At 68.5% G+C, this 26,242-nt stretch carries 31 protein-coding genes; 15 read left to right on the forward strand and 16 right to left on the reverse strand.

Going from position 1 to position 26,242, the window contains the following annotated elements:
• The 3 genes from pdhA to eno all read right to left on the reverse strand — a co-directional run bounded on the left by pdhA (nt 1) and on the right by eno (nt 2,856).
• Nucleotides 1-1,050 carry a pyruvate dehydrogenase (acetyl-transferring) E1 component subunit alpha gene (gene pdhA, locus SPI01S_RS00550; protein WP_019367919.1) on the reverse strand — a complete coding sequence of 350 codons (1,050 nt, stop codon included), beginning with the start codon at nt 1,048-1,050 and terminating at the stop codon, nt 1-3.
• Between the two features lie 147 nt (nt 1,051-1,197).
• A complete protein-coding gene (locus SPI01S_RS00555) occupies nt 1,198-1,500 on the reverse strand; it encodes an FtsB family cell division protein (protein ID WP_066717578.1) in 303 nt (100 codons plus the stop codon).
• A gap of 75 nt (nt 1,501-1,575) precedes the next feature.
• On the reverse strand, nt 1,576-2,856 hold the full coding sequence (gene eno / locus SPI01S_RS00560; RefSeq protein WP_066716585.1) for a phosphopyruvate hydratase: 1,281 nt from the start codon (nt 2,854-2,856) through the stop codon (nt 1,576-1,578).
• Nucleotides 2,857-2,970: 114 nt separating this feature from the next.
• Here eno and SPI01S_RS00565 point away from each other — a divergent pair, with 114 nt between their 5' ends.
• The 5 genes from SPI01S_RS00565 (at nt 2,971) to SPI01S_RS00585 (ending at nt 4,878) form a co-directional block, all read left to right on the forward strand.
• Nucleotides 2,971-3,576 carry a hypothetical protein gene (locus tag SPI01S_RS00565; RefSeq protein WP_066716587.1) on the forward strand — a complete coding sequence of 202 codons (606 nt, stop codon included), beginning with the start codon at nt 2,971-2,973 and terminating at the stop codon, nt 3,574-3,576.
• Between the two features lie 18 nt (nt 3,577-3,594).
• Complete coding sequence (locus SPI01S_RS00570) at nt 3,595-3,936, forward strand: phage holin family protein (RefSeq protein WP_066716590.1); 342 nt, start codon at nt 3,595-3,597, stop codon at nt 3,934-3,936.
• Nucleotides 3,933-4,262, forward strand: coding sequence for a DUF3618 domain-containing protein (locus tag SPI01S_RS00575; RefSeq protein WP_066716594.1), 330 nt, complete (start codon nt 3,933-3,935; stop codon nt 4,260-4,262). The genes SPI01S_RS00570 and SPI01S_RS00575 overlap by 4 nt, the downstream gene beginning before the upstream one ends.
• 4 nt (nt 4,263-4,266) lie before the next feature.
• Complete coding sequence (locus SPI01S_RS00580) at nt 4,267-4,572, forward strand: hypothetical protein (RefSeq protein WP_066716597.1); 306 nt, start codon at nt 4,267-4,269, stop codon at nt 4,570-4,572.
• Nucleotides 4,573-4,647: 75 nt separating this feature from the next.
• Nucleotides 4,648-4,878: a DUF4170 domain-containing protein gene (locus tag SPI01S_RS00585; protein WP_066716599.1), complete on the forward strand. Its 231-nt coding sequence runs from the start codon at nt 4,648-4,650 to the stop codon at nt 4,876-4,878.
• 128 nt (nt 4,879-5,006) lie between these two features.
• On the opposite strand, the gene SPI01S_RS00590 is transcribed toward SPI01S_RS00585, so the two are convergent.
• Together SPI01S_RS00590 and SPI01S_RS00595 are read right to left on the reverse strand one after the other, a co-directional pair.
• On the reverse strand, nt 5,007-5,318 hold the full coding sequence (locus tag SPI01S_RS00590) for a hypothetical protein (protein ID WP_306305011.1): 312 nt from the start codon (nt 5,316-5,318) through the stop codon (nt 5,007-5,009).
• A 137-nt stretch (nt 5,319-5,455) separates the two neighbouring features.
• Entirely contained in the window at nt 5,456-7,057 is a 1,602-nt protein-coding gene (locus tag SPI01S_RS00595; protein ID WP_066716604.1) for a phosphoenolpyruvate carboxykinase, read from the reverse strand.
• Between the two features lie 206 nt (nt 7,058-7,263).
• On the opposite strand from SPI01S_RS00595, the gene SPI01S_RS00600 reads away from it, so the two are divergent.
• From SPI01S_RS00600 to SPI01S_RS00630, 7 genes are all read left to right on the forward strand, one after another.
• The gene (locus tag SPI01S_RS00600; RefSeq protein ID WP_066716607.1) at nt 7,264-7,974 is read left to right on the forward strand and encodes a response regulator transcription factor; all 711 of its coding nucleotides are present in this window, start codon (nt 7,264-7,266) and stop codon (nt 7,972-7,974) included.
• Complete coding sequence (locus tag SPI01S_RS00605; RefSeq protein ID WP_066716610.1) at nt 7,943-9,517, forward strand: sensor histidine kinase; 1,575 nt, start codon at nt 7,943-7,945, stop codon at nt 9,515-9,517. Before SPI01S_RS00600 ends, SPI01S_RS00605 begins: the two co-directional genes overlap by 32 nt.
• A gap of 38 nt (nt 9,518-9,555) precedes the next feature.
• Nucleotides 9,556-10,488 carry an RNase adapter RapZ gene (rapZ, locus tag SPI01S_RS00610; protein ID WP_066717581.1) on the forward strand — a complete coding sequence of 311 codons (933 nt, stop codon included), beginning with the start codon at nt 9,556-9,558 and terminating at the stop codon, nt 10,486-10,488.
• A 1-nt stretch (nt 10,489) separates the two neighbouring features.
• Nucleotides 10,490-10,894, forward strand: coding sequence for a PTS sugar transporter subunit IIA (locus SPI01S_RS00615; RefSeq protein WP_010544989.1), 405 nt, complete (start codon nt 10,490-10,492; stop codon nt 10,892-10,894).
• Nucleotides 10,891-11,163, forward strand: a complete 273-nt coding sequence (locus SPI01S_RS00620; protein ID WP_064312097.1) for an HPr family phosphocarrier protein — start codon at nt 10,891-10,893, stop codon at nt 11,161-11,163. Before SPI01S_RS00615 ends, SPI01S_RS00620 begins: the two co-directional genes overlap by 4 nt.
• A gap of 173 nt (nt 11,164-11,336) precedes the next feature.
• On the forward strand, nt 11,337-12,140 hold the full coding sequence (locus SPI01S_RS00625) for a TrmH family RNA methyltransferase (RefSeq protein ID WP_066716613.1): 804 nt from the start codon (nt 11,337-11,339) through the stop codon (nt 12,138-12,140).
• A complete protein-coding gene (locus tag SPI01S_RS00630; protein WP_245653412.1) occupies nt 12,133-12,627 on the forward strand; it encodes an META domain-containing protein in 495 nt (164 codons plus the stop codon). Before SPI01S_RS00625 ends, SPI01S_RS00630 begins: the two co-directional genes overlap by 8 nt.
• A 1-nt stretch (nt 12,628) precedes the next feature.
• On the opposite strand, the gene SPI01S_RS00635 is transcribed toward SPI01S_RS00630, so the two are convergent.
• On the reverse strand, nt 12,629-13,525 hold the full coding sequence (locus SPI01S_RS00635; RefSeq protein WP_066716617.1) for a LysR family transcriptional regulator: 897 nt from the start codon (nt 13,523-13,525) through the stop codon (nt 12,629-12,631).
• Between SPI01S_RS00635 and SPI01S_RS00640 the strand changes: the two genes are divergently transcribed.
• The gene (locus SPI01S_RS00640) at nt 13,512-14,570 is read left to right on the forward strand and encodes an NAD-dependent epimerase/dehydratase family protein (RefSeq protein WP_245653413.1); all 1,059 of its coding nucleotides are present in this window, start codon (nt 13,512-13,514) and stop codon (nt 14,568-14,570) included. The genes SPI01S_RS00635 and SPI01S_RS00640 overlap by 14 nt on opposite strands.
• 58 nt (nt 14,571-14,628) lie before the next feature.
• Here SPI01S_RS00640 and SPI01S_RS00645 read toward each other — a convergent pair whose 3' ends face one another.
• The 3 genes from SPI01S_RS00645 to recR form a co-directional block, all read right to left on the reverse strand.
• On the reverse strand, nt 14,629-16,032 hold the full coding sequence (locus SPI01S_RS00645; RefSeq protein WP_174539059.1) for a DNA recombination protein RmuC: 1,404 nt from the start codon (nt 16,030-16,032) through the stop codon (nt 14,629-14,631).
• Between the two features lie 252 nt (nt 16,033-16,284).
• The gene (gene def / locus SPI01S_RS00650) at nt 16,285-16,809 is read right to left on the reverse strand and encodes a peptide deformylase (protein WP_066716621.1); all 525 of its coding nucleotides are present in this window, start codon (nt 16,807-16,809) and stop codon (nt 16,285-16,287) included.
• Nucleotides 16,810-16,840: 31 nt separating this feature from the next.
• On the reverse strand, nt 16,841-17,437 hold the full coding sequence (gene recR, locus SPI01S_RS00655) for a recombination mediator RecR (protein ID WP_066717590.1): 597 nt from the start codon (nt 17,435-17,437) through the stop codon (nt 16,841-16,843).
• Nucleotides 17,438-17,491: 54 nt separating this feature from the next.
• Here recR and fmt point away from each other — a divergent pair, with 54 nt between their 5' ends.
• Both fmt and truA read left to right on the forward strand, forming a co-directional pair.
• Nucleotides 17,492-18,394 (forward strand): methionyl-tRNA formyltransferase, encoded by a 903-nt coding sequence (gene fmt / locus SPI01S_RS00660; protein WP_066717593.1) that lies wholly within the window; start codon nt 17,492-17,494, stop codon nt 18,392-18,394.
• The gene (gene truA, locus SPI01S_RS00665; RefSeq protein WP_066716623.1) at nt 18,391-19,137 is read left to right on the forward strand and encodes a tRNA pseudouridine(38-40) synthase TruA; all 747 of its coding nucleotides are present in this window, start codon (nt 18,391-18,393) and stop codon (nt 19,135-19,137) included. The genes fmt and truA overlap by 4 nt, the downstream gene beginning before the upstream one ends.
• Here the strand turns inward: truA and SPI01S_RS00670 are convergent.
• The 7 genes from SPI01S_RS00670 to SPI01S_RS00700 form a co-directional block, all read right to left on the reverse strand.
• On the reverse strand, nt 19,127-20,317 hold the full coding sequence (locus SPI01S_RS00670; protein ID WP_174539054.1) for a class I SAM-dependent RNA methyltransferase: 1,191 nt from the start codon (nt 20,315-20,317) through the stop codon (nt 19,127-19,129). The genes truA and SPI01S_RS00670 overlap by 11 nt on opposite strands.
• Nucleotides 20,314-21,717, reverse strand: a complete 1,404-nt coding sequence (locus SPI01S_RS00675) for a bifunctional ADP-dependent NAD(P)H-hydrate dehydratase/NAD(P)H-hydrate epimerase (protein WP_066716627.1) — start codon at nt 21,715-21,717, stop codon at nt 20,314-20,316. Before SPI01S_RS00675 ends, SPI01S_RS00670 begins: the two co-directional genes overlap by 4 nt.
• Nucleotides 21,714-22,025 carry a hypothetical protein gene (locus SPI01S_RS00680; RefSeq protein WP_066716629.1) on the reverse strand — a complete coding sequence of 104 codons (312 nt, stop codon included), beginning with the start codon at nt 22,023-22,025 and terminating at the stop codon, nt 21,714-21,716. The genes SPI01S_RS00675 and SPI01S_RS00680 overlap by 4 nt, the downstream gene beginning before the upstream one ends.
• A gap of 10 nt (nt 22,026-22,035) precedes the next feature.
• The gene (gene ilvD / locus SPI01S_RS00685) at nt 22,036-23,757 is read right to left on the reverse strand and encodes a dihydroxy-acid dehydratase (protein ID WP_066716631.1); all 1,722 of its coding nucleotides are present in this window, start codon (nt 23,755-23,757) and stop codon (nt 22,036-22,038) included.
• Between the two features lie 11 nt (nt 23,758-23,768).
• The gene (locus SPI01S_RS00690; RefSeq protein ID WP_066716633.1) at nt 23,769-24,500 is read right to left on the reverse strand and encodes an N-formylglutamate amidohydrolase; all 732 of its coding nucleotides are present in this window, start codon (nt 24,498-24,500) and stop codon (nt 23,769-23,771) included.
• Nucleotides 24,497-25,231 (reverse strand): enoyl-CoA hydratase/isomerase family protein, encoded by a 735-nt coding sequence (locus SPI01S_RS00695; RefSeq protein ID WP_066716635.1) that lies wholly within the window; start codon nt 25,229-25,231, stop codon nt 24,497-24,499. The genes SPI01S_RS00690 and SPI01S_RS00695 overlap by 4 nt, the downstream gene beginning before the upstream one ends.
• Before the next feature lie 158 nt (nt 25,232-25,389).
• Nucleotides 25,390-26,226, reverse strand: coding sequence for a 4-(cytidine 5'-diphospho)-2-C-methyl-D-erythritol kinase (locus SPI01S_RS00700; RefSeq protein WP_066716638.1), 837 nt, complete (start codon nt 26,224-26,226; stop codon nt 25,390-25,392).
• Between the last annotated feature and the right edge of the window lie 16 nt (nt 26,227-26,242).

A 26,242-nucleotide genomic window follows, 5' to 3' on the forward strand; every position in this document is an offset into this window, starting at 1 on the left:
TCAGTAGGTCTCCACCAGCACGTCGGTATAGAGTTCGGCCGGATCGGGCTCCGGCGTCTGTTCGGCGAAGTCCGCCGATTCGTTCACGATCTTGCGGATCTCGGCCTCGAGCGGCTTCAGCTGCTCTTCGGTGACGCCCATCGTCTCGAGCTCGCGCTTCACCGCCTCGATCGGATCGGACTTGTCGCGGACCGACTGGACTTCCTCGCGGCTGCGATACTTGGCCGGATCGGACATCGAGTGGCCGCGATAGCGATAGGTCTTCATCTCGAGGATGATCGGGCCCTTGCCGGCGCGCACCCAGGCGAGCGCTTCCTCAGCGGCACCGCGGCAGGCGAGCACGTCCATGCCGTCGACCTGGATGCCGGGGATGCGGAAGCTCTCGCCGCGCTTGTACAGCTGGTCTTCGGCCGAGGAGCGGTTGACGCTGGTGCCCATGGCGTACTGGTTGTTCTCGATCACGTAGATGATCGGGAGCTTCCACAGCTCGGCCATGTTGAACGATTCGTACACCTGGCCCTGGTTCGCGGCGCCGTCGCCGAAATAGGCCATGGCGACGCCGCCATCCTCGTTATACTTGTGCGCGAAGGCGAGGCCCGTGCCGAGCGAGACCTGCGCGCCGACGATGCCGTGGCCGCCGTAGAACTTCTTCTCGGTCGAGAACATGTGCATCGAGCCGCCCTTGCCGCGCGAGATACCCGCGCCGCGGCCGGTCAGCTCGGCCATGATCACCTTGGGATCGATACCATAGGCGAGCATGTGGCCATGGTCGCGATAGCCGGTGATCACCGAGTCCTTCTCGCCGTCCAGCGCCGACTGCAGGCCCACCGCAACGGCTTCCTGGCCGATGTAGAGGTGGCAGAAGCCGCCGATGAAGCCGAGGCCGTAGAGCTGGCCCGCCTTCTCTTCGAAGCGGCGGATCAGCAGCATCTGGCGATAGAATTCGAGCAGCTGTTCCTTCGACGCCTTGAACCGTTCCGGTTCGCTGGGCCGCTCGCGATTCGGTACGGCGGGTGGGGTCGGTGCGTTGCGTGCCGGTGCTTTGGCCACGATCAGATATTCCTCATCCGGGGAGGGGAAAGGCGGGTGCCTATACGCGCGTTTTCGCAAAGCTTGCAACCAACGCGCGGTCCAGGAACCGCGTTCATCCGCCCTAAGACGCTCGGCCGCGGCTGGCAACAGGTGCCGCCATGGCCCTCACTTCTTGTCGAGCGGGATGATCACTTCGTCGGGGCGGACGACGTTGAGCTGCTTGCGGGCAAGCTCGTCGACCATGTCGGGATCGGCGCCGTGCCGCGGATCGAGCAGGTCGACTCGATTCTTGAGCTCGGCACGCTTCTTGTCGAGCAGCGCATAGTCGCGCTGCTTGGCGGCAAGTTCGTGCTGCACTTCCTTGGCGGCGACGATCCCGTTGGGCCCCAGAACCGCGTTATAGGCGAAGAAGCCGATGGCGATCAGCGCCGCGGCGGGAAGCCCCGCGCGGCGCAGCAGCGTGGACATGGGCGAAGCGCGCTTCATGCCCGTGTTTTTCGCTGATCGATCGGCTCTTAGCAAGCTTGCGGTTCCTACCTAGGGTCAGGCGCGGCGCAGCACCGAACGGCCGGCATAGATCGCCGCGTCGCCCAGCTCTTCCTCGATGCGGATCAGCTGGTTGTACTTGGCGAGCCGGTCCGAGCGCGCGAGGCTGCCGGTCTTGATCTGGCCGCAGTTGGTGGCGACCGCGAGATCGGCGATCGTCGCGTCCTCGGTCTCGCCCGAACGGTGCGACATCACCGCGGTGTAGGACGAACGCTGGGCGAGGCTGACGGCCTCCAGCGTCTCGGTCAGCGTGCCGATCTGGTTGACCTTGACGAGCAGCGAGTTGGCATAGCCGCCCTCGATGCCGCGCAGCAGACGCTCGGGGTTGGTGACGAACAGATCGTCGCCGACCAGCTGCACCTTGTTGCCGAGCAGGTCGGTCAGCGCCTTCCAGCCTTCCCAGTCGTCCTCGGCCATGCCGTCCTCGATCGAGAAGATCGGGTAGCGCGCGGCGAGGTCCGCCAGGAACGCGGCGTTCTCGGCCGAGGAGAGCGTCTTGCCCTCACCCACCATCTTGTACACGCCGTCCTTGAAATATTCGGTGGCGGCGCAGTCGAGCGCGAGCATCACGTCGTCGCCGGGCGTGTAGCCGGCGGCTTCGATGCTGCTCATGATGAAATCGAGCGCTTCGGTGGTCGAGGCGATGTTCGGCGCGAAGCCGCCCTCGTCGCCCACGCCGGTCGCCAGGCCCTTTTCGTGCAGCTTCTTCTTCAGCGTGTGGAAGATTTCCGAACCGCAGCGCACCGCCTCGACGATGTTCTCGGCGCCGACCGGCACGATCATGAATTCCTGGAAATCGATCGGATTGTCGGCATGCTCGCCGCCGTTGATGATGTTCATCATCGGCACCGGCAGGACGTGGGCGTTGACGCCGCCGACATAGCGATAGAGCGGCAGGCCGCGCGCATCGGCCGCGGCCTTGGCGGCGGCGAGGCTGACGCCGAGGATCGCGTTGGCGCCCAGGCGGCCCTTGTTGGCGGTGCCGTCCAGCTCGATCATGGTCCGGTCGAGATCGGCCTGATCTTCGGCGTCGAGGCCGAGAACCGCCTCGGCAATCTCTCCGTTCACCGCATCGACGGCGCCTTCGACGCCCTTGCCCATCCAGCGCGACTTGTCGCCGTCGCGCTTTTCCACGGCCTCATGGGCACCGGTGGAGGCGCCCGAGGGCACGGCGGCGCGGCCGAAGCTGCCATCGTCCAGCAGGACGTCCACTTCCACCGTGGGGTTGCCACGGCTGTCAAGAATTTGGCGGGCGTGGACGTCGATGATTGCGGTCACGTGATGGTCTCCGTAACATGTCAGGAATGAGGCGCGCGGTGCCTCTAGCCGTTCCTTAGGGAACTCGCAAACGGGGCCGTGGTTGTTTCGACCAGGCATGGAGGCTTTTTGATCATGGCAGACGAAACGACGAGCATCGCCGGCGATCCGCTGGCGGGGAACATGGGTTCGACCGGCGCGGCAAGCGGCGGGACGGAGAGCGGCAGCGGTGCGGAAGGCGGCAGCTTCACCCGCAACGCCTCCGACACGATTCGCGAGGAAGCGTCCAAATACGCCGATCAGGCCAAGGAGCATATCCTGGGCTTCGCCGGCACCGGCAAGGAACGCGCGACCAGCGCGCTCGACGAAGTGGCCGAGATGATGCGCACCGCGGCCGGCGATGTCGATTCCAAGCTGGGCGAGCAGTACGGCCAGTACGCCCGCAGCGCGGCGGACGGCATCGCGGGCTTCGCGGAGTCGCTGCGCGGCAAGGAAGTGAACGAACTGCTCGGGGAAGCGACCGAGTTCGTGAAGAAGAGCCCGGCGATCGCCGTCGGCACGGCGGCCGCGCTCGGCTTCGTGCTGGCGCGGGTGATCAAGTCGGGCATCGAGGCGGCCGGCACCGACACCACCGGTACCACGGGCGCCAGCGGCAACACGCCGTCGACCGACGATCTCAAGGTCGAGCCGGTCGGCTTCGGCACCGGCCCGTCGGCATCGCCCGGCACGACCCAGAGCTAAGGACGGACGGCACAGGGCATGGACGCCCCCCGAATGGAAGACGCCGGCATCGGTGAGCTGATCGGCCAGCTCACCGAGGACGCCAAGGATTATGCCCGCGCAGAGGTCGACTATTTCAAGGCGGTCGCCGCGGCCAAGGTGGCCGAGGTCAAGGGCGCGGCGATCGCCGCCGTGCTCGCCCTCGCGCTCGCGCTGGCGGCGGCGATCGGGCTGATCGTCGGCGCGATCCTGACGCTGGCGACGCTGGTCGGGCCCGGCTGGGCGACGCTGATCGTCGTGGGCATCAGCCTCGTCGTGGCGGCGTTGCTCGGCTGGGTGGCGGCGCGCGGCATCCGCAAGGCAATGGGAACGCAAGCATGACGGTACCCCGCGATCCCGACGCCGCCCGGGCGCGCGCCCGTGCGGCGCGCGACAAGCTGATGGCGACGGTCGGCACCGTCCAGGAACGGCTGAAGCCGCGCAACATCGCGCACGAAGCCATGGAGAATGCCAAGCAGAGCGTCACGACCATCGCGCGCGAAGGCACCGAGGCCGTCCGCACCCGCCCGTGGCTCGCCGCGGCGGTGACGAGCGGCATCGGCCTGGTGCTCGCCCGCGGCTGGATCGTCGACATCTTCCGCAAGGGCAAAGACGAAACCGAAGGACCCACCAAGGGTTCGGAAAAACCAGACAGCACAGAAGGATGACGCCATGAGCACCGAAACCGAAACCGGATCGCGCCTCACCGAAAACCCCGCGCTGCTGCTCGCCGGCGGCGTCGCGGTGGGCGTGCTGATCGGCATGCTGCTGCCACGCTTCGACCGCGAAAAGGCGGCGCTGGAGCCGATCGGCCGCAAGCTGGCGGACGGCGCCGCAGCTGCGGTGCATGCCGCCAAGGAAAGCGGCCGCGAGCAGATCGAATCGCTGATCCCGAACAGCGATGCGACCAAGGAACGCGTCTCCGCGCTGTTCGGCACGGTGATCGACGCGGCCAAGGACGCAACCGCCAAGCGCTGAGCGGCCTATAAGGGGTTGAGTGCTATGCTGCAGTGCCGGTAAGGGCTGCAGCATATCCCCACCCCAGGAGGCCCAATGAGCAAGCTTCACCTGGTCTTCGGCGGCCGCGTGGCCGATCCGACGACCCTCGATTTCGTCGATCCCTCCAAGCTCGACGTGGTCGGCATCTTCCCCGATTATGCCAGTGCCGAAAAGGCGTGGCGCGCCGCCGCCCAGCGCACCGTCGACGATGCCGAGATGCGCTACGTGGTGGTCCACCTCCACCGCATGCTCGACCCCGACGTCGAGGCATCGACCAAGGCCTGAACCAGGGCTGCGACGCGGACGCTCGCGGGAGTTCGCGCTCGCCAACAACACAACCACCGTCATCCCCGCCTTCGCGGGGATAACGGTGGTTTGGGTATGCTGCAGTCCCGCCAGTCGGGCCGGAGCGCTCACGGCAACGGCGCCAGATCCGGTTCCACAAAGTCGCGCCGCGCCTCGACCGAGAAGAGCCGCTCCCTGCTGTAGAAGCGCAGCGGCCAGTCGCGCCGCCCCATCGGCGACTCCAGTAGCCCGTTCACCCGCGCCAGCAGGTCTTCTTCCGCCGCTTGCGCGAGATACCACCGTACGCCCGCGACATAAGCGCGCGTGATCGTCTCGTGATAGCCGTGATGATCGTCGTTGATACCGCCGACGCTTGCGTTGAAGCGCCGGATGATCCCGCCGATCTCCGCATCGACATCCACGTCCGGCCGCGCGCTCAAAAGATAACAGCAGGCCGCCAGATGCGCCTCGTGCGTCCAGTCCTCACGCGGCAGCGTGCAGGCGAGCAGCCCCTCCCCGATCCGGACGATCGCCGCGACGCTGGGAAAGCATCGCGGCGGAAGGGCTGCCGCTTCGGTCAGGCGATCGCCCGTACCTTGGGCGCCGCAGCGAGAACGCCGGCCTCCACATGGCCCTCGAACTGCGCAAAGTTCTCGACGAACTGGTCGACCAGCTTCTCGGCGGTCGCGTCATAGTCCGCCTTGTCCGGCCAGGTCTCGCGCGGATCGAGAATGGCCGAGTCGACCCCCGGCACCGCCACGGGCACTTCGAAGACGAAATTCGGATCGACCCGGAACTCGGCCTGGTTGAGGCTGCCGTCGAGCGCCGCGTTGAGCAGCGCCCGCGTCGCCTTGATCGGCATACGGTGCCCGACGCCGTATTTGCCGCCGGTCCAGCCGGTGTTGACCAGCCAGCAGGCGACATTGCCCTCGGCGATCCGCTTCTTGAGCAGATTGCCATAGACCGAGGGATGCCGCGGCATGAACGGCGCACCGAAGCAGGTCGAGAAGGTCGCCTCGGGCTCGGTCACGCCGATCTCGGTGCCCGCCACGCGGGCGGTATAGCCCGAGAGGAAATGGTACATCGCCTGTTCGGGCGTAAGCCGCGCGATCGGCGGCAGCACGCCGTACGCATCGGCGGTGAGGAAAATCATGTTCTTCGGCACCGGGCCGAGATTGTCGACCGAGGCATTGGGGATGAAATCGATCGGATAGGAGCCGCGGCTGTTCTCCGCCAGGGTCGCATCGTCGAGGTCGAGCGCGCGGGTGACCGGGTCCATCACAACATTCTCCAGCACCGTGCCAAAGCGCCTGGTGGTGGCGAAGATCTCCGGCTCCGCTTCGGCGGACAAGCGGATCATCTTGGCGTAGCAGCCGCCTTCGAAGTTGAAGACCGCCGTATCCGACCAGCCATGCTCGTCGTCGCCGATCAGCGTGCGGGAAGCGTCGGCCGAGAGCGTCGTCTTGCCGGTGCCCGAGAGGCCGAAGAAGATCGCGGTATCGCCCTGCGGACCGATATTGGCCGAGCAGTGCATCGGCATGATGCCCTGTTCCGGCAGCAGATAGTTGAGCAGGCCGAACACGCTCTTCTTCATCTCGCCGGCATAGGCGGTGCCGCCGATCAGGATGAGCTTGTCGGTGAAGTTCACCGCGATCACCGTCTCGCCGCGCGTGCCGTGGCGCGCGGGATCGGCGCGGAAGCTCGGCAGGTCGATGATCGTGTATTCGGGGATGAAGTCCGCCAGCGCCTCGGCCTCGGGCCGCACCAGCAGCGTGCGGATGAACAGATTGTGCCAGGCAAGCTCGTTGATCACGCGGACCCGCACGCGGTGCTCAGGCTGTGAGCCGCCGTACAGGTCCTGCACGAACAGTTCGTCGCGCTTGCCCAGCTCGGCGAGTAAATCGGCCTTGAGCGCAGCGAAATGCTCGGGCGTCATCGCCTGGTTGGTCTTGCCCCACCACACGCTGGTATTGGTCTCGGCGTCACGGACGATGAACTTGTCCTTGGCGGAGCGGCCGGTGTGTTTCCCGGTAGCAACCACCAGCGGTCCGTCGGCGGCAAGGCTGCCCTCGCCACGACGGATCGCGTGCTCGACCAGCGGCGCGGTAATCAGGTTCCAGTGCAGGGTCGCCGACGTGGCAATCCCCTGCTCGCCCAGACCATGGCGCGATTGACGCATGCTCACTACACCCTCCTCAAAGTCTATCGCGCTATTTATATGACAAAGCAGATGATTGCTTTGACGCGCAACTTTATTTCCGATCTTCCCTCGCATGGCGATGCGAAGGGGGTCAATCCGGGTAAGCGTTGTCGGTCGGTTGAGGCGGAAGAAACTTTGGTCTAACGGGTGGTGATGCTGATTTTGCGCCAGCCCCGGGTTGCCGGATGACCGCCACGATCGCGCTGGTCGACGACGACCGCAACATCCTCACCTCGGTATCGATCGCCCTCCAAACCGAAGGCTTTCTCACCCGCGTTTATTCGGACGGCGAGAGCGCGCTGAAGGCGCTGATCGAGAACCCGCCAGAGCTGGCCGTGCTCGACATCAAGATGCCCAAGATGGACGGACTGGAACTGCTTCGCCGCCTGCGCGAGAAGAGCCAGATCCCGGTGATCTTCCTCACCAGCAAGGACGATGAACTCGACGAGGCGCTGGGCCTCGCCATGGGCGCGGACGACTATATCGCCAAGCCCTTCTCGCAGCGCCTGCTGATCGCCCGCATCCGCGCCATCCTGCGCCGCACCGAAACGCCCGCGCCGGTCGTGGAAGGCGCCGCCCCGGCCGAGCCGGCCGAAGCGCTGGAGCGCGGCCGCCTCAGCATGGACCCCGCCCGCCACAAGGTCACCTGGGGCGGCGTGAACGTCACGCTGACGGTCACCGAATTCCTGATCCTGGAGACGCTCGCCCAGCGCCCCGGCATCGTCAAGACGCGCAACCAGCTGATGGACGCCGCGTACCAGGACGACATCTATGTCGACGACCGCACGATCGACAGCCACATCAAGCGCGTCCGCCGCAAGTTCCGGCAGGTAGATCCGGAGTTCGACGCGATCGAGACGCTGTATGGCGCCGGATACCGCTTTTCGGATGAATGACGAGCGCGACCTGGCGCTGCGATGGTCGGGCCGGGTCAGCCTCACGCCGCGGATCCTCGCGGTCAACATCTTCGCGCTGGCGCTGCTGTGCGGCGGGTTCTTCTATTTGGACAGCTATCGCAGCCGCATCGTCGACAGCCGCGTCGAGCAGACCAGCCGCGAGGTGCGGCTGATCGCCCAGGCACTCGCCTCGGCCACCGACAAGCGCCGCGACCTGCTGGTCCTGAGCCTTGCCCGCGACATGGGCACGCGCATCCGCCTCTACGACCCGCAGGGCAAGCTGCTGAGCGACAGCCGCGAGCTCGGCCTGCGCAACCTGGTGCTGCGCGATCCGGACAAGGATCCGGTCGGCCAGACGATCGCGCGCTTCCTCGATGCGGTGATCGACAAGGTCGCCGGCGCCGATCGCGCCCCGCTGTATCGCGAACGCCCGCGCGATGCCGGGCTCGACTGGCCCGACGTGCGGACCGCGCTGGAGACACACGCCGCCGCTGCTTCGGTGTGGCGCGCACCCGATCGTACCCCCGTGATCACCGCCGCCGCGCCGATCACCGGCCTGGGCGTGGTGCTGACCGCGTTCAACGCGCGCGACATCACCCAGACGGTGCGGATCGAGCGCTATCGGCTCGGCGTGGTGCTCGCGATCGTCTCGCTGGTATCGGTGCTGCTGTCGCTGTTTCTTGCCCGCACCATCGTGCGGCCCTTGCGGCGGCTGGCGCTTGCGGCGATCCGCGTGCGGCTGGGCCGCGCCCGCGAAGTGGTGGTGCCCCGCCTGCCCGAGCGCGGCGACGAGATCGGCATGCTCGCCCGTGCGCTGTCGGACATGAGCGGGGCACTCCGCGCCCGCATCGACGCGACCGAGACCTTCGCCGCCGACGTCACCCATGAGCTCAAGAACCCCCTCGCCTCGCTCCGCTCCGCCGTCGAGGGGCTGTCAAGCGTCAAGGATCCGGCCTTGCGCGACCAGCTGCTCGACATCGTCCGCGACGACGTCCACCGGCTCGACCGGCTGATCACCGATATTTCGGAGGCCTCGCGCATCGATGCGCAGCTCAGCCGCACCACCTTCGAGGCGTTCGATCTGGGCGGGCTGATCGCCGCGCTGATCGGCCAACGCGAGACGCGCGGCGTGCCGGAAGAGATCCGTCTCCGCTTCGATCGCCCCCGCGGGCTATCGATGGAGGTGATGGGCGACCCCACCCGGCTCGAGCGCGTGTTCGAGAATTTGATCGAGAACGCCCTGTCCTTCTCGCCCCCCGGCGGCCTGATCGCGATTTCGGCCGAGGAAGAGGACGACACGCTCGCCATCTGGGTCGAGGACGAAGGCCCCGGTGTTCCCGAGGAGGCGCGCGAGGCGATCTTCCGGCGCTTCCACTCGGTGCGCCCCTCCAGTGAGGCGTTCGGCCAGCATTCGGGCCTCGGGCTTGCCATTGCCCGCACCATCGTCGAAGGCCATCAGGGAAGCATAACGGTGGAATCGCGGGAGGATCGATCGCAGGGCGCACGCTTCGTGGTGCGGCTGCCGCTGGCGGCCCGCGCATGACCGCCCCCGTCGACCCGACCGCGCGAAGCGAGAACAACATGCAACGGCGTCGCCCCAAACATATCCTGCTCGTCACCGGCATGTCCGGCGCCGGCAAGTCGACCGTGCTGCGCACGCTCGAGGATCTCGGCTGGGAGGTGGTCGATAACCTGCCCCTCCTCCTCCTCAACCGCCTGCTCGATACTGCCCCCGGCGCCGATGGCGGCGACGACGAGCGGCCGCTGGCGCTCGGTCTCGGCACCCAGACGCGCGGCTTCGACGCCGAGAGCATCGTCCAGCGCATCAAGAAATTGCGCGAGGAGCAGGGACTGGATGTCGGCACGCTGTTCCTCGAATGCAGCGGCGCCGAACTGCTCCGGCGCTTCTCCGAGACGCGCCGCCGCCACCCGCTCGCGCAGGACCGCCCTGCCGAGGACGGCATCGCCCGTGAACGCGAGCTGCTGGGCCCCCTGCGCCGCTGGGCCAACCGGCTGATCGACACCACCGACATGAAGTCGAACCAGCTGTCCCAGGCGATCCGCCAGATCTTCTCGGCGGACGGCGGCAAGACGACCTTCAGCGTCACCTCGTTCGGATTTTCCCGCGGGCTGCCGCGCGATGCCGACCTCGTCCTCGACATGCGCTTCCTGCGCAATCCGCACTGGGACACGCAGCTTCGTCCCGGCACGGGACTCGATGCCGACGTCTCGGCCTATATCGCCGCCGACCCGGCCTATGCTGCCGCGATGGCGCAGATCGAGTCGCTGCTGCTGCTGCTCCTCCCCCGCTATCAGGCGGAGGGAAAGGCCTATGTCACGATCGCGTTCGGCTGCACCGGCGGACGGCATCGCTCGGTGCATGTCGCCGAACGGATGGCCGCCCGGTTGCGCGACGAAGGATTTTCGCCCACGGTGACACACAGAGATTTGCAGACCGCGCCACAGGACTCCCTGGAGGGGGCGCCGGTGTCCATGGCTAGGGGCGGAGAATAGAATGATCGGGTTGGTGCTCGTGACGCACGGACGACTCGCCGAGGAGTTCGTCGTCGCGATGGAACATGTGGTGGGGAAGCAGGAGCAGGTCGCCGCGATCTGCATCGGCCCCGAGGACGACATGGAAGGCCGCCGGGCCGACATCGCCGCCGCCATCGGCGCGGTCGATTCGGGCGAAGGCGTGATCGTGCTGAGCGACCTGTTCGGCGGCACCCCCTCCAATCTCGCCATTTCGCTGATGAAGGCGGGCAAGGTCGAGGTGATCGCCGGCATCAGCCTGCCGATGCTGATCCGCCTGGGCAGCGCCCGCAAGACCATGTCCGTCACCGACGCGGTGCTCGCCGCGCGCGACGCCGGCCGCAAGTACGTGACGGTCGCGTCGGAAATGCTGGGGCCGCCGCAATGAGCCGGGTGTCGCGCGAGGTCCTGATCGAGAACCGCCGCGGCCTCCATGCCCGCGCCAGCATGGCGTTCGTCACGCTCGCCAGCACCCAGCCCTGCGAACTCACCGTCGAGAAGGACGGCAACAGCGCCGCCGGCACCTCGATCCTCGACCTGATGATGCTCGGCGCCGCCAAGGGCGACACGATCACGATCTGGGCCGAAGGCGACGGTGCCGAGGGCGCGGTGCAGGCGCTGGTCGAGCTGGTCGAGGCGCGGTTCAACGAGGAGTGACGCCCTTCTCTTAAGCCCCTCCCCTTCAGGGGAGGGGTTGGGGTGGGGCAGTGTCTCACAGAGACCAGCAGACGTTCTGGAATCCCTCCACCCCCAACCCCTCCTCCAAGGAGGAGGGGCTAAGCAAGGCGGCCAATCTAGCCCCCGTCCCCATCCGGCCCTATAGCGCCGGCATGCCACGCGAAATCACCGCCTATTCCAACCCCCTCATCAAGCGCATGCGCAACCTGCGCGACAAGCGCCACCGCCGCGAAGAGGGGCTGTTCCTCGCCGAGGGCCTGCGCATCCTCACCGAAGCGCGCGAGGCCGGGCGGATCCCCGAATACCTCTTCTACACCGCCGAAACCGCCCGCCACCCGCTGGTCGTCGCCCTCGTCACCGCCACCGAGCGCCAAGGCGGCGAGGCGATCGAGACCAATGCCGACATCCTCTCCAAGCTCTCCGGCAAGGACAATCCGGGCGCGGTCGTCGGCGTCTATCCCGAATTCGCGCTGGAGCTTTCGGCCATCGACCGCAGCACCGCGCCGATCTGGCTGGTCGCCGAGCGCCTGCGCGATCCCGGCAATCTCGGCACCATCCTGCGCACCGGCGACGCGGTGGGCGCCGGCGGGCTGATCCTGCTCGACGACTGCGTCGACCCCTTCTCGGTCGAGGCGGTGCGCGCGAGCATGGGCGCCTTGTTCACCGTGCCCGTCGCCCGCGCGCGCTGGGAGGAATTCGAGCCCTGGCTGCGCGCCGGCCCCGGCCAGCTCGTCGGCCTCAGCCTCGATACGGACCACGACTATCAGGCCCCGCGCTACGCCGCGCCCGTCTTCCTGCTCACCGGCAACGAGGCGCAGGGCATGCCGCCGCATATGGAAGCCGCCTGCGATCTTCTGGTAAAGATCCCCATGCTCGGCAAGGCAGACAGCCTCAATGCGGCAGTGGCAACGGCGGTGATGGCCTATGAAGTACGCAACCAGTTCCGGAATGCTTGAGCGGACGCGCCGCGCCGCCGCGACCCTCGCGCTGGCCTGTGCCTTGGGCTGGGCGCTGGGCGCCGCCCTCCCCGCCGCGGCGCAAGCGCCCGAGCCGCTGCCGCCCCGGGAACAGCCCCGCGCCGAGGCACCGCCGCTCGACGCCGAGGAACAACTGCTGCTGGGCGACTGGCGCGTGACCGGTATCGACGGGCATCCGGTGGTGACCGGCAGCCGCGCCCGGCTGAAGCTGGAGGGGCTGCGGATCAGCGGCTATACCGGCTGCAACGCGCTGGGCGGCAACTACCGGGTTGAGCGCGGCTACCTCACCACCGGCGGCGTGATCACCACCCGTCGCGCCTGCTCGGCGGCGCTGATGCGGCAGGAAAAGGCGCTGCTCGCGCTGCTCGACCAGCGCCTGGCGGTCCGCCAGAGCCATCGCGGGCGGCTGCTGCTGACGGGGCGGGATGGGACGACGCTGGTGCTGGTGCGAGCGGTGGCTAGCTGAGCTAAACGTCCGCTTCCGCGACGCCCTTCAGCCCTTCCGCAAGGGCGTCGAACACCACCCGGTAGCGGGTGCTGCGGCGCAGATCCTCGTGCATCACGATCCAGATCGGCAGCTGCAGATCGAACGCATCCGGCAACACCCGGATCAGTGCCGGATCGCGACGCGCAACGACCGTCTGGCAAATTCCGATGCCGAACCCCGCACGCATCGCCTCGAACTGGGCCGCATCATTGTCCACCCGCAGCGCGAACATCGATCGATCCAGGTCCGGCAGCGACCGCATCGCCGCGCGGGTGAACGCCGTCTCGACATCGAAGCCGATCACGTCGTGCGCGGCGAGATCGCGCAGCGACCGCGGGACGCCGCGCCGCGCCAGATAGGCCTGATGCGCGTGGAAGCCGATCTGCACCGAACCCACACGCTTCGCCACCAGCGCCTTCTGCACCGGCTCAGTCATCCGCACCGCAACGTCGGCACGACGCTGCAGCAGGTCGTCGATCTGGTCCGAAAGCGCCAGTTCGAAAGCCAACGCCGGATGCGCCTGGCGCAGGCCAGCCAGGATCGGCGGTAGATGCACCACGCCCACCGTCTGGCTGGCGCTGATCCGGACCACACCCTCGGCCTGGTGCGGCCGGCCTCTCCCACCCCGTTCCAGCGCCGCCGACGCAGCCACCAGCGCTTCGGCATGCGGTTGCAGAACCAGGGCATGCTCGGTTGGGGACAAGCCCCGCTGCGAGCGCACGAACAGGTCCTCCCCCAGCGAGCGCTCCAGCGCGTCGATATGCCGCGCAATGCTCGGCTGCGTCATGCCGAGCAGCCGCGCGGCACCCGACAGCGTTCCTGCCCGCAGCACGGCAGCGAAACTTCGATAGACGTCCCAGCTGATGTTCGAGTTCATCTATTTTCGTATAGACAATATCCGCTTTTATGCAATTTTCGTTGATCTTCCAAAGGGCCATTCCGGTGCGACGCAAGCTAGAGAATGGAGACACAGGATGACCAATCGATCTGCCCTGATACTGGGCGCTACCGGCGGCATTGGCGGAGCCGTGATGGAAACCCTGGAAGCCAGGGGCTGGCACGTGAAGGCATTGCTCCGCAGGCCAGACGCAAAGCTGGCCGGGGCATGCGAGCGGATCGCCGGCGATGCGATGGATCCGAACGCGGTGGCGGCCGCGGCCAAGGGTGCCGATGTGATCGTCCACGCCGTCAACCCGCCGGGCTACCGCGACTGGGACAAGCTGGTGTTACCGATGCTGGAGAACACGATCGCGGCTGCGCGGGCGACGGGTGCCCGCATCGTCCTGCCCGGCACCGTCTACAATTTCGGACCGGATGCGTTCCCGACTATCGACGAGGAGGCACCGCAACGGCCCTTGACCCGCAAGGGCGCGATCCGCGTCGAAATGGAACGACGGCTCCGCGCCGCCGCCGATGCCGGAGACGCGCGGGTGCTGATCGTCCGCGCCGGCGATTATTTCGGCCCCAACGCTGCGAACAACTGGTTCTCGCAAGGCATGATCGTAGCGGGAAAGCGCCCGTCGATCGTCCGCCAACCGGGCCTCGCCGGCGTCGGACACCAATGGGCTTATCTGCCCGACGTGGCCGAAACCATGGTCCGGCTGCTTGAACGCCCTGCGTTGCCGGACTTCGCCCGTTTCCATATGCAGGGGCATTGGGATCCGGATGGCCGCCAAATGGCCGAGGCGATCACTGTTGCACTCGGCGCCCCCGCCACCCCGATCCGCGCGCTCGCTTGGTGGCAATTGCGTCTGGCCGCCCCGTTCCTGGTCACCGCGCGCGAACTGATGGAGATGCGCTATCTGTGGAAGGTGCCGCTCCGCTTGACGAACGACCGTCTGGTCGCCGCGCTCGGCACCGAGCCGCACACTCCCTTGGCGGATGCCGTCCGCACGACACTCGCAGGGCTTGGCTGCCTGTGAAGAGGATGGAAGCGATCGCGATCGGCAAGGTGGAGGGCTTTCGGCCCTCCGGCCCCCGTCACTCCGCCGCAGCCGCTTCCTCCACCTCGCCCTCACCCGGCGCCGGCAGTTCCGCCGTCGGCGCCCGCGCGATCACGTCGACCGTGTCGATCGCGTCCAGCGCGCTGTTGCCGGTATCCACGTTGAGCGCCTGGAAGCGCCGCGCGGAGACCATCACCCGGCCTTCGAAGCTCGCGACGAACTTGTTGTAATTCTCCACGGCGCTGTTCAGCCCGCCGCCGACGCGCTTGAGGTGGCCCGCCGCCGTCGCCAGCCGCTCGTACAGTTCCTTGCCCAGCTTGCCGACTTCGCGGGCATCCTCGGTCAGCTTCTGCTGGCGCCACATCGCCGCCACGGTGCGGGCGAGCGGCAGGAAGGCCGAGGGGCCGGCGATGATCACCCGGTTGCGCGCCGCGCGCTCCCACAGCTCCATGTCCACTTCCAGCGCGCTGGACAGGAAATTGTCGCCCGGAATGTACATGATCACGAAATCCGGCGCCTTTTCGAACTGCGCCCAATAGGCCTTGCGCGACAGCGCGTCGGCATGGGTGCCCATTGCCCTGGCATGGGATTTCAGCGCGGCGGCGCGCTCCTCCGCCGTCACCGCCTCGGCCGCCTGGAGATAGCCGTCGAGCACGCACTTCACGTCGACGATCAGCTGCTGGTCGCCCGGCAGGCGGATGATGAAGTCCGGCCGCAGCATGCCGTCCTCGGTGGTCACCGAGACTTCGGACGCGAAATCGACATGGCCGGACAGCCCGGCGATCTCGATCAGGTTGCGGAACTGCTGCTCGCCCCAGCGGCCGCGCGTCTTGGGCGCGGCGCGGAGTGCGTTGACCAGCTTGGAGGTTTCGTCGCGCGTCTCGCCCAGGCTGGCATGGACGGCGGTGATCGCCTCGCGCAGCTGGCCATAGCTGTCGTGGCGGTCCTTCTCGACGCGCTGCAGCCCTTCCTCATAGCGCTTGAGCGTGGTGTCGATCGGCAGCAGCAGCGTGCGCAGCCGCTCCTCGTTCTTCTCGCCCGCCTGGTGGAAGCGCGCCTCGGCGCGTTCGAGGAAGGCGCGCTGCGTCTCGTCGAGCATCTTGGCGGCGGATTCGCGGAACTGACCGGCCATCATCTCGCGCGCGTTGACGAATTCGGTCAGCCGCTCCTCGAACGACCCCGCCTTGGCCTTGAGCTCGGCGAGCTCGATCCGCGCGGCGTCGCGCTCGTTGCGGAGCATCGCGGCTTCCTCGCGCAGCCGGGGGAGCTGGGCGACGCGTTCCTCGGCCATGGCGAGATCGGTGATGGCAGCCTTGAAATCGGCCTCGCGCCGGGCGCTCTCCGCCCGCGCCTCGCTCGTGCCGCGCGCACCGATCAGCCAGCCGACCACCACGCCCGCCACCAGGGCCACCATCACGAAACCAACGACGAACGGATCCAACACCACATCTCCCGGGAACAGGACGCGAACTTACCTCCCGGCGGACGGCGCCGCAAGGGCGGTAGCGGTCGGTTCGGCGCGGGTTGGGGCGCGTTCGGTGGATAAGTGGCGGACGTCCGTCGCCCCAACCATCGTCATTCCGGCGAAAGCCGGAATCCATTGAGGTCGCCGTCTTGGTTTCGGCCGCGACGTGGTGGCGAATGGATCCCGGCTTTCGCCGGGATGACGGCAATTAGGGAGTGCGCGCCGCCCTCAGGCCGCCTTGCGCGCCTTGTTGAGCTTCTTCAGCAGCATGTCGCGCTTCAGCCGCGAGAGATGGTCGAGGAACACGATGCCCTCCAGATGGTCCATCTCGTGCTGGATGCAGGTGGCGAGCAGACCCTCGAAGACCTCGTCATGGGCCTCGCCCTTCTCGTCGAGCCAGGTCACGCGGCAGCGCGCGGGGCGCTCGACATCGGCGAACTGGTCGGGGACGGACAGGCAGCCCTCGGTATAGACCGAATAGTCCTCGGCGGGCTCGTGGATCTCGGGGTTGATGAAGACGCGCGGGTGCCGGATCGGCTTGCCCTCCTCATCCTCTTCCTCCTGCAGGTCCATCACGATCAGCCGCTTGGGCACGCCAACCTGGATGGCGGCGAGGCCGATGCCGGGGGCATCGTACATCGTATCGAACATGTCGCCGATCAGCGCGCGAACGTCGTCATCGACGTTTCCGACAGGGGTGGAGACGAGACGCAGACGCGGATCGGGTACTTCGACGATAGGAAGGATGGCCATCGCCCAAATTTAGGAGCGCGGCCCCAAGGCGTCAAGCAACCGGGCGGCGCGCACGGAGCGCCTGGGCGAGCGTGCCTTCGTCAAGATAGTCGAGCTCGCCCCCCACCGGCAGGCCGTGCGCGAGCTGGGTGACGCGGATCGGGAAGGACTCCAGCCGTTCCGAGACATAGTGCGCGGTGGTCTGGCCCTCGAGCGTGGCGTTCATCGCCAGGACGACCTCGTCGATGCCGCCCGCGCTCACGCGGCGGACCAGCGCATCGATGCGCAAATCCTCGGGCCGCACCCCGTCGAGCGCGGAGAGCTTGCCGCCGAGCACATGGAAGCGGCCGGGGAACAGCCGCGCACGGTCGAGCGCCCAGAGGTCGGCAACTTCCTCCACCACGCACAGCGACCGGTCGTCGCGGCGCGGATCGGCGCAGATCGCGCACGGGTCGTGCGTGTCGACATTGCCGCAGATGTGGCACGTCGTGAGCTTCTGGCTGACCGCGCTCAGGGCGGCGAGCAGCGGGTCGAGCGTCGTCTCGCGCTTCTTCAGGAGGTGCAGCACCGCCCGCCGCGCCGATCGCGGCCCGAAACCGGGCAGCCGCGACAGGGCCTGGGTCAAAGCTTCGATTTCGGGAGACGCCATCTGCATGACATAGGGGCTTGCATGCGCGCCTGCCAAGCGGTTGAGGGGGGCATGATGCGCATCGTCTTCATGGGAACCCCCGATTTCGCCGTGCCGGTACTCGACGCGCTTGTCGAAGAAGGTCACGAAATCGTCACCGCCTACAGCCAGCCGCCCCGCCCCGGCGGCCGGCGCGGCAAGGTACTGACCCCCTCCCCGGTCCACGCCCGCGCCGAGGCGCTGGGGATCGAGGTGCGCACGCCGCTCAGCCTCAAGGGCGCGGAGGAGCAGGCGGCGCTGGCGGCGCTCGATGCCGATGTCGCGGTGGTCGCTGCGTACGGCCTGATCCTGCCCAGGGCGGTGCTGGCGGCGCCGCGGCTGGGGTGCCTCAACGTTCATGGCTCGCTGCTCCCGCGCTGGCGCGGCGCGGCGCCGATCGAGCGCGCGATCCTCGCCGGGGATGCGGAGACCGGCGTCGGCATCATGCAGATGGAGGCCGGGCTCGATACCGGCCCGGTGCGGCTGGAGGGCCGTACGCCGATCGAACGCAAGACCGCCGGCGAGCTCCGCGCCGAGTTGAGCGCGCTGGGCGCACGGCTGATGGTGGCGGTGCTCGCCGATTTCGAGGGGCACCCGGCGCGGCCGCAGCCCGAGGACGGCATCACCTATGCGTCGAAGATCGACAAGGCCGAGGCGCGGCTGGATTTCACCCGCAGCGCGGTCGAGGTCGAGCGCGCGGTGCGGGCATTCAACCCGGCGCCGGGTGCGTTCTTCGAGCTGAACGGCGAACGCTTCCGCATCCACGCCGCCGATCTGGTGGACGCGAGCGGCCCGGCGGGCGTCGTGGGTGAAGACCTGCTGATCCATTGCGGCGAGGGTGCGATCCGGCCGACGCTGATCCAGCGCGCCGGCCGCGGCGTGATGACGGTCGCCGAGCTGTTGCGCGGCTTGCCGATCCCGGCGGGAACGCAGCTTTGACCCGCTTCGCCCTGACGGTGGAGTTCGACGGCCGCCCCTTCATGGGCTGGCAGCGGCAGGATCACGGCCCCAGCGTCCAGCAGGCGATCGAGGACGCAGCCTATGCGGTGACTGGCGAGGACGTGGTGGTCCATGCCGCCGGCCGCACCGATGCCGGCGTGCACGGGCTGGGCATGCGCGCGCATGTCGACATCGCCAAGCCGATCGCGCCGTTCCGGCTGATGGAGGCGCTGAATGCGCGGGTACGCCCCCACCCGGTGGCGATCCTCGCCTGCGAAGAAGTGCCAGACGATTGGCACGCGCGTTTCTCGTGCCTTAGCCGCCATTATGAATATCGGATCGTAATGCGGCGCGCGCCTCTCACCTGGGAAAAGGGGCTTGCCTGGCGCCTGTCCGGGCCGCTCGACCTAGCGGCGATGCAGGCGGCGGCGGCCTATCTGGTCGGCCGCCACGACTTCACCACCTTCCGCTCGGCGCATTGCCAGGCGGAGAGCCCCGTGCGCACGCTCGACCGGCTGGACGTGGTGCAGACGGGTGAGCGGATCAGCGTGTTCGCCTCGGCGCGCTCGTTCCTGCACCATCAGGTGCGATCGATGGTCGGATGCCTGTCGCTGGTCGGCCAGGGCAAATGGGCGCCGGAGGACGTGCGCGACGCGCTGGAGGCACAGGACCGAACCACGCTGGGCCTGAACGCGCCACCAGACGGCCTGTTTTTCCTTCGGGCAGAATATCCTAGCGCGTGAACTTCGCCGCCAGCTCGACATGGGTAGACCAGCGGAACTGCCCTACCGGCTGGACCCAGTCGAGCCGATAGCCGCCCTTGCACAAAACCTCCGCATCGCGCGCGAAGGTGCTGGGATTGCAGGAAACATAGGCGATGATCGGCGCCTTGGAAGCTGCCAGTTCGCCCACCTGCTCGCGCGCCCCTGCCCGCGGCGGATCCAGCACCACGGCGTCGAACCGGTCCAGCTCCGCGCTCGTCACCGGCCGCCGGAAAAGGTCGCGGTGATCGCCGAATACTTGCCGCCCCGCCGCCCCGGCCGCCGCCTTGAGCGACAGGATCGCGTCGCGCGCCGCCTCGCCGGCATAGACCCGCGCCTTGTCCAGCGCGAAGGTGAAGGTGCCGAGGCCGGCGAACAGATCCGCCACGGTCCGGGCCTCGCCGACGATGTCGCACACTGCCGCCACCAGTGCCGCCTCGCCCTCGGGCGTGGCCTGGAGGAAGCTGCCGCTCGGCATCGGTACGGCAACGCCGCCCAGCGTGATCGTGACCGGCACCGGCTCCCAGCGCGCGGTCGGGCCGAAGCCCTCGTCGATCGCGAAGCGTGCCAGCCGCTCGGCCTGCGCGAACGCCGTGATCGCCTCCGCCGCCGCCAGTCCCTCGGGATCGATGCCCTCGACCAGCACGTCGCGACCCTGGTCGCTCAGCGCGAGGTGGACGTTCACCCGCCGCGCATCGGGCAACAGCGTCGCGAACAGGCGGCGCAGCGGCGCCAGCAGCGCGAACAACTCGGGCGCCAGCACATGGCATTCGGTGAGGTCGATCAGCTTGTGGCTGCCCGCTTCGGTAAAGCCGATCCGCACCTGCTTGCCGCGCCGCTCGGCGTGGAGCGTGGCCCGGCGGCGCGTGTGCGGCGGCGAGAGCAACGGCGTGCGGATCTCCGTGTCGAGCCCTTGCGCGGCAAGCGCGGTACCGATGCGTTCGCCGAGGAAGCGGCTCCACGCCGCATCGTCGAGGTGCTGGAGCTGGCAGCCGCCGCAGCTCGGGAAGTGCTGGCAGGGGGGCGTCTGGTGATGCGGGCCGAAGCGGATCGCGCCGTTCTCGCCCACCCAGTCGCCCGGCGCGGTGAGGGGGAAATGCCGGCCGTCGCTGGTAACCCCATCGCCTCGCGCGGCGACGCGCACCACTTCGACTTCGCTCACAGACATTCCGAACACGCTTCCGCCAGTTGAGCGACGAGCTGATCGGCGAAAAAGGCCGGGCCCGCAAGCTGCGCCGCGCGCCCGTGCAGCCAGACTGCCGCCGCCGCGGGTTCGACGCCGCTGCCGCCCTGCCCGATCTGCGCCCCCAACACTCCGGCGAGCACGTCGCCGGTCCCCGCCGTCGAGAGCCAGGAAGAGGCGCCGGCAAGCACGCGGACGCTGCCGTCCGGACCCGCAATCACCGTGTCTCCGCCCTTGTGGATCACCGTTGCGCCGCTGGCCGCTGCGGCCTGGAGGGTGCGATCGATCTTGCTGCCCGATCCGCCGAACATCCGGTCGAACTCGCCGGCATGCGGGGTGATCCACACCGGCGCCTCGCGCGCCGCCAGCGCTGCGGCGGCACCGGTGCCGAGCAGACTCAGCGCATCGCCGTCCAGCACCATCGGCTTGTCGGCAGCGAGCCCGACGCGCAGGAACGCCTCCGCCCGCCGATCACGGCCCAGGCCGGGGCCGAGCACCACGGCATCGATCCGGTCGCCGGCGAGGAAGTCGGCAAGGTCGTCGGCATCGTCGATCGTCCGGCGGACCAGCGCGTCCGGCGCCGGCCCGGCCGGCTCAGGCCCGGCGAGCATCACATAGCCTGCGCCGCTTGCCATTGCCGCGCGCGCCGCGAGCCGCCCCGCTCCGGGCATCGCGCCTTCGACCACGGCGACGAGCCCCCGGCTGTACTTGTGGCTCTGCGGTCCCGGCGTCGCCAGTTTCGGCCTGCAGACGGTGCGCCAGCCGGATTCCACGGGAATGCCGATATCAGCCAGCAGCACATGGCCGCAGCGCGACAGCCCGTCGTCCAGCACATGCGCCGGCTTGAGCGCGCCGAGCGCCACCGTCGCATGCACTCCGCGCGGCGCGCCGAGTTCGGCACCACTGTCGGTATCCATGCCCGATAGCAGGTCGATCGCGAGCGTGAAGTCGGCGCCGCGCACCAGTTCGGCAAGGACGGCAGCGATGCTGCGCTCCAGCGGCCGGGTGATGCCGATGCCGAACAGCCCGTCGATCACCACGGGCCGCACCGGCGCGCCGTAGAGCGACGTGGTCGGCCCGTCCCAGCGCGCGTGCATCCTTTCGGCGGCGCCGGGCTTGGGCGATCCCGACGCGGCAACCAGCACGTCGAGCCCGGCTTCCTGCAAATATCGAGCAACGACATAGGCGTCGCCGCCATTGTTGCCGGGCCCTGCGAGCACCAGCACCGGGCGCCCCATGGCAAAGCGCAGCGCTTCACGGGCGACGGCGGCACCGGCGCGCTCCATCGCTTCGTCCTGGGACATGCCGCGCGCGAACGCAGCCTCCTCGGCGGCACGCATCGCATCGGCAGTAAGGATCGGGGCGTCGGGCGGGATCATCGCCCCGCTGTACCGGGCTTTCCCGGGAGTCGATAGCGCATCCCGCCGATCGTCACCTCGATCGCTGCCGCGCGGCGCGCAACCGTCGCCACCTCGGCACCATCGGCGGCGGAAATCAGGTTGCCCTGCAGCTGCAGCCGGCGAAAGCCCCCGTCGGGGTGGTGGAGGATCAACAAGCCGCCCGCTTCGCGCTCGACGGTGCAGACCGGCAGCAGCGTCTCGCCCACCGGCCCGCACGACACCGTCTCGCCCGCTTGCGCAGCGGGCTGCGACGCCGGATCGGCACCGCAGCCCGCCACCCCAAGCATCAAGGCAAGACTAGATATCCGCGTAGACATGGCGCTCGGCCTTGGCGCCCGGGTGCGTCACCGCGCCCTGATAGGCCGGGCCGACATTCTGCGCATAGCGATAGAGCGCGCCCGACTGATAGTCGTTCACCCGCGGCTGCCACCGCGCGCGGCGCTCGGCCAGCACGTCGGCTTCGACCAGGATGTCGATCGTGCCGGCTTCGGCGTCGATACGGATGGTATCGCCATTCTCGACCAAAGCGATCGGGCCGCCCTCGGCCGCTTCGGGGCCGACATGGCCGATGCAGAAGCCGCGCGTGCCGCCCGAGAAGCGGCCATCGGTGATCAGCGCCACCTTCTCGCCCATGCCCAGGCCGTAGAGCGCCGCGGTGGTCGACAGCATCTCGCGCATGCCCGGTCCGCCCTTGGGACCCTCGTACCGGATGATGATCACCTCGCCCTCGTTGATCTGGCGGTTCTCGACCGCCTGGAAGGCATCCTCCTCGCAATCGAACACGCGCGCCGGGCCCTCGAACTGGAGCCGGTGCATGCCCGCCACCTTCACGATCGCACCCTCCGGCGCGAGCGAGCCGCGCAGGCCGACGACGCCGCCGGTGGGCGTGATCGGGGTCTTCACGTCGTAGATGACCTTCTGGTCCGGGTTCCAGGTGACCTCGTCGATATTCTCGCCCAGCGTCTTGCCCGTCACGGTCATGCAGCTGCCGTCGAGCAGACCGTTGGTCAGCATCGTCTTCATCAGCATGTAGACGCCGCCTGCCGCGTGCATGTCCTTGGCGACATACTTCCCACCCGGTTTCAGGTCAGCAATGTAAGGCGTTGATTTAAAAGCCTCGGCGACGTCATGCAGGTCGAAGTCGATCCCCGCTTCGTTGGCCATTGCCGGCAGATGCAGCGCGGCGTTGGTCGAACCGCCGGTCGCCGCCACCACGCGGGCGGCATTGATGAAGGCGGCGCGCGTGGCAATGTCGCGCGGACGCAGGTTCATCTCCAGCAGGTTCATCACTTGGTGGCCCGCCGCGATCGCGATCTCTTCACGGCTCTTGTACGGAGCGGGAACCATGTTGCTGTTCGGCAACGACAATCCCATCGCCTCTCCGACGCAGGCCATCGTGTTGGCGGTGAACTGGCCGCCGCAGGCGCCGTGCCCGGGGCATGCGACCTTTTCGAGCGCGGTCAGGTCCTTGAGCGGGCAGTTGCCGGCGGCGAACTTGCCGACTGCCTCGAACACGTCGACCACGGTGACGTCGCGGTCCTCGAAGCGGCCCGGCAGGATCGAGCCGCCATAGACGAAGATCGACGGGATGTTGAGGCGCAGCATCGCCATCATCATGCCGGGCAGCGACTTGTCGCAGCCGGCGAACGCGACCAGCGCGTCATAGCAGTGCCCGCGGACGCTAAGCTCCACCGAGTCGGCGATCACCTCGCGGCTGACGAGGGAGGATTTCATCCCCTGGTGGCCCATGGCGATGCCGTCGGTCACCGTGATGGTGTTGAACCGGCGCGGCATGCCGCCATTGGCGATCACGCCCTGGCGGGCGGCATCCGCCTGGAAATCGAGCGTGGTGTTGCACGGCGCGCTGTCGTTGCCGGCGCTGGCGACGGCGACGAACGGCTTGGCGATATCCTCCTCGGGAATCCCCATGGCGTAGTAATAGCTGCGGTGCGGCGCGCGCTCGGGCCCCACGGAGACGTGGCGGCTGGGGAGCTTGGACTTGTCGAATCGGTTGGTCATGGCGCGCAAGCCTATGTCGCGAGAACACCCTTTCGCGCAAGAGTGTTGCGCAGAAAAAGCACAAGCGCGTGCAGCTGTGCTGACCAACGCGCCACACCGGTGGCGTCGCGGATCAGATCGTTGCGGATCTCGATGGCGATCGAGGGAATGCCTTGCGCCTCGGCATGGCGGTTGAGCGTCGCGTTCAGCAGGCGGCCCGAATAGGGCTCGTTGTCGCCGGTCACGATGCCCTGCGCGCGAAACCAGGCGACGGCCGGATGCGCGGCGCGCGCGTCGCGATTGTAGAGGATGCCGACCTCCCAGGGGCGCGACAACCCGCCCTGCTCCAGCTTCGGCGTGAAGCTGTGGATCGAGAGTATCAGCGCAGGCCGCTGGCGCCGCACCTGGGCGCGCAGCAGGCGATGATAGGGCGCATGGAATCGGGCGATCCGCTGCGCCCGATCGGCATCCACGTTGCCGGGCACCGGGTGGCCGTCGCTGGTCGCGGGGATCAGCCCGGCATGGTCCGGCTCCCGGTGCAGGTCGATCACCAGCCGCGATACCGTCGCGAGGATCGCCGGCGCATCCAGGGTCGCGGCGAGCGCGCGCGTCACCTCGGCCGCGCCGATATCGACGCCGATGTGCAGATCCAGCAGCCGCGGATCGATGCCGAGGTCGATATCCGCGGGCACGGCGTTGGACGCGTGGTCGCACAACAGCAGCACATCCTGCGCACTTCCGGAGAGGATTTCGGCCCCGCTCACGGGAACACCGGCCGCCGGCGGCCCTGAAAGGCAGCAAGCCCCTCGGCGAGTTCGGTACCCCCGAACGCCGCTTCGAACGCGGCATCGAGCGCGGTATCGGCTGGATGATGCAGCGCGCGCTTGAGCTGGCGGACGGCGTTCGGCGCGTTCTCGGCGATGCGCTGGGCAAGCGTGAGGGCGGCAGGCGCGGCCTGAGGCGCACGACGCTCCACCAGGTTGATGCCCGCGGCGGCGTCGGCATCGATCGTCTCGCCGGTGAACAGCAGCGCGCCGGCCTGCCCGTGCCCGACCTGCGCCGCGAGCCGGGCGACGTCCTCGCGCGGATAGCCGAGGCCGAGCCGCGCCGGGGTGACGGCGAACTGTGCCGCGTCGCCTGCGATGCGAAGGTCGGCGGCCAGGATCAGCGCAACCGCCGCGCCGAAACAGCCGCCATCGACCGCGGCGAGTACCGGCATCGGCAGCGCCGCCACCGCGTCGATCGCCGCGCGCATGCCCATGCGAAAGCGGGACCGCGCGGCAGGATCGGTTTGCAGCTGGGCGAATTCGCCAATGTCGGCGCCGGCCGAGAACATCGCCGGCATGGCCGATCGCAGGATCACCACCCGTGCATCGCGCAGATCGGCAGCGTGCGCCGCAAGTCGTTCCCACCCGGCGACCGGCACCGCGTTGCGCGCCGAGCCCCGCGCGAGCGCGATCGTGGCGATCGGCCCATCCCAATCAACGTCGATCATGTGGCAGCTGTGCCCGATCCGCGCGGCCAAGTCACGCGATGGCGCGCGGGGGGACTTCCGGCAAGGAAGCGCCCCCGCGGGCCAAGGACGGACGTTCGCGTCGCGCCAGATCCGTCGACACCGAAATGTCCCGAAACGGTAAAGATTCGATTACCTGCTCATCGCAAATGTGTCGCGGCAAGCCACCAGCCGCGGCCTTCCAGCGCCGCCGCCGCCGCGTCGCGAGCGACTTCGGTATCGAAGAGCCCGAAGCAGGTCGCCCCGGATCCGGACATGCGCGCGAACACCCCGCCCGGTTGGGCCGCCAGCGCCGCGAGCACCGCATCGATTTCGGGAGCAAGCACGCGCGCTGGCGGCTCGAGATCGTTGCGGCCCGCGCGCGCCACGGCGAGCAGGTCGCCAGTGCCGATCGGGCCGCGGTCAACACCGTCCCAGCCCTTGAACACCGCTGCGGTCGAGACGCCGATACCCGGATTGACCAGCAGTGTCGGCATGCCCGCAAGTCCCTCCAGCGGCGCCAGCTGTTCGCCCCGGCCGCGCCCCAGCGCGGTGCGTCCGAGCAGACAGGCGGGCACGTCCGAGCCCAGGCCGTCGGCAATGGCGAACAGCCTGGGGTCCTCCAGCGCCACCCCGTGGAGCGCGGCCAGGGCGCGAAGCGTAGCCGCCGCATCCGCCGAGCCGCCACCGATGCCCGAAGCGACGGGCAGGTGCTTCTCGAGCGCAATCGCATGCGCGCCGCCGCCGAACACGTCGCGAAACCGGGCGGCCGCCCGTGTGACCAGATTGTCCCCCTCGCCCGCCAGCACCCCCGCGAAGGGGCCGGTCAGCGTGAACCGGTCCGCGTCGGCCGTTGTCACGCGCACCAGGTCGCCATGCTCGACAAAGGCGAACAGCGTCTCCAGTTCGTGATAGCCGTCCGGCCGACGATGGCGGACGTGCAGCGCGAGGTTGAGCTTGGCGCGGGCGGGTTCGATGACGGTGCGGAGATCAGGCATCGCCGCCGCCCTAGCG

The organism is Sphingomonas pituitosa NBRC 102491, from assembly GCF_001598435.1.
GTDB classification, from domain to species: Bacteria; Pseudomonadota; Alphaproteobacteria; order Sphingomonadales; family Sphingomonadaceae; genus Sphingomonas; species Sphingomonas pituitosa.

Excerpts from the sequence above, each read along its gene's own strand:
- SPI01S_RS00555 (WP_066717578.1), bottom strand. The coding sequence starts at position 1,500 with ATGTCCACGCTGCTGCGCCGCGCGGGGCTTCCCGCCGCGGCGCTGATC.
- SPI01S_RS00565 (WP_066716587.1), top strand. The coding sequence starts at position 2,971 with ATGGCAGACGAAACGACGAGCATCGCCGGCGATCCGCTGGCGGGGAAC.
- SPI01S_RS00570 (WP_066716590.1), top strand. The coding sequence starts at position 3,595 with ATGGACGCCCCCCGAATGGAAGACGCCGGCATCGGTGAGCTGATCGGC.
- SPI01S_RS00575 (WP_066716594.1), top strand. The coding sequence starts at position 3,933 with ATGACGGTACCCCGCGATCCCGACGCCGCCCGGGCGCGCGCCCGTGCG.
- SPI01S_RS00580 (WP_066716597.1), top strand. The coding sequence starts at position 4,267 with ATGAGCACCGAAACCGAAACCGGATCGCGCCTCACCGAAAACCCCGCG.
- SPI01S_RS00585 (WP_066716599.1), top strand. The coding sequence starts at position 4,648 with ATGAGCAAGCTTCACCTGGTCTTCGGCGGCCGCGTGGCCGATCCGACG.
- SPI01S_RS00595 (WP_066716604.1), bottom strand. The coding sequence starts at position 7,057 with ATGCGTCAATCGCGCCATGGTCTGGGCGAGCAGGGGATTGCCACGTCG.
- SPI01S_RS00600 (WP_066716607.1), top strand. The coding sequence starts at position 7,264 with ATGACCGCCACGATCGCGCTGGTCGACGACGACCGCAACATCCTCACC.
- SPI01S_RS00605 (WP_066716610.1), top strand. The coding sequence starts at position 7,943 with ATGGCGCCGGATACCGCTTTTCGGATGAATGACGAGCGCGACCTGGCG.
- rapZ (WP_066717581.1), top strand. The coding sequence starts at position 9,556 with ATGCAACGGCGTCGCCCCAAACATATCCTGCTCGTCACCGGCATGTCC.
- SPI01S_RS00615 (WP_010544989.1), top strand. The coding sequence starts at position 10,490 with ATGATCGGGTTGGTGCTCGTGACGCACGGACGACTCGCCGAGGAGTTC.
- SPI01S_RS00620 (WP_064312097.1), top strand. The coding sequence starts at position 10,891 with ATGAGCCGGGTGTCGCGCGAGGTCCTGATCGAGAACCGCCGCGGCCTC.
- SPI01S_RS00625 (WP_066716613.1), top strand. The coding sequence starts at position 11,337 with ATGCCACGCGAAATCACCGCCTATTCCAACCCCCTCATCAAGCGCATG.
- SPI01S_RS00630 (WP_245653412.1), top strand. The coding sequence starts at position 12,133 with ATGCTTGAGCGGACGCGCCGCGCCGCCGCGACCCTCGCGCTGGCCTGT.
- SPI01S_RS00640 (WP_245653413.1), top strand. The coding sequence starts at position 13,512 with ATGTTCGAGTTCATCTATTTTCGTATAGACAATATCCGCTTTTATGCA.
- SPI01S_RS00635 (WP_066716617.1), bottom strand. The coding sequence starts at position 13,525 with ATGAACTCGAACATCAGCTGGGACGTCTATCGAAGTTTCGCTGCCGTG.
- def (WP_066716621.1), bottom strand. The coding sequence starts at position 16,809 with ATGGCCATCCTTCCTATCGTCGAAGTACCCGATCCGCGTCTGCGTCTC.
- recR (WP_066717590.1), bottom strand. The coding sequence starts at position 17,437 with ATGGCGTCTCCCGAAATCGAAGCTTTGACCCAGGCCCTGTCGCGGCTG.
- fmt (WP_066717593.1), top strand. The coding sequence starts at position 17,492 with ATGCGCATCGTCTTCATGGGAACCCCCGATTTCGCCGTGCCGGTACTC.
- SPI01S_RS00675 (WP_066716627.1), bottom strand. The coding sequence starts at position 21,717 with ATGATCCCGCCCGACGCCCCGATCCTTACTGCCGATGCGATGCGTGCC.
- SPI01S_RS00680 (WP_066716629.1), bottom strand. The coding sequence starts at position 22,025 with ATGCTTGGGGTGGCGGGCTGCGGTGCCGATCCGGCGTCGCAGCCCGCT.
- ilvD (WP_066716631.1), bottom strand. The coding sequence starts at position 23,757 with ATGACCAACCGATTCGACAAGTCCAAGCTCCCCAGCCGCCACGTCTCC.
- SPI01S_RS00695 (WP_066716635.1), bottom strand. The coding sequence starts at position 25,231 with ATGATCGACGTTGATTGGGATGGGCCGATCGCCACGATCGCGCTCGCG.
- SPI01S_RS00700 (WP_066716638.1), bottom strand. The coding sequence starts at position 26,226 with ATGCCTGATCTCCGCACCGTCATCGAACCCGCCCGCGCCAAGCTCAAC.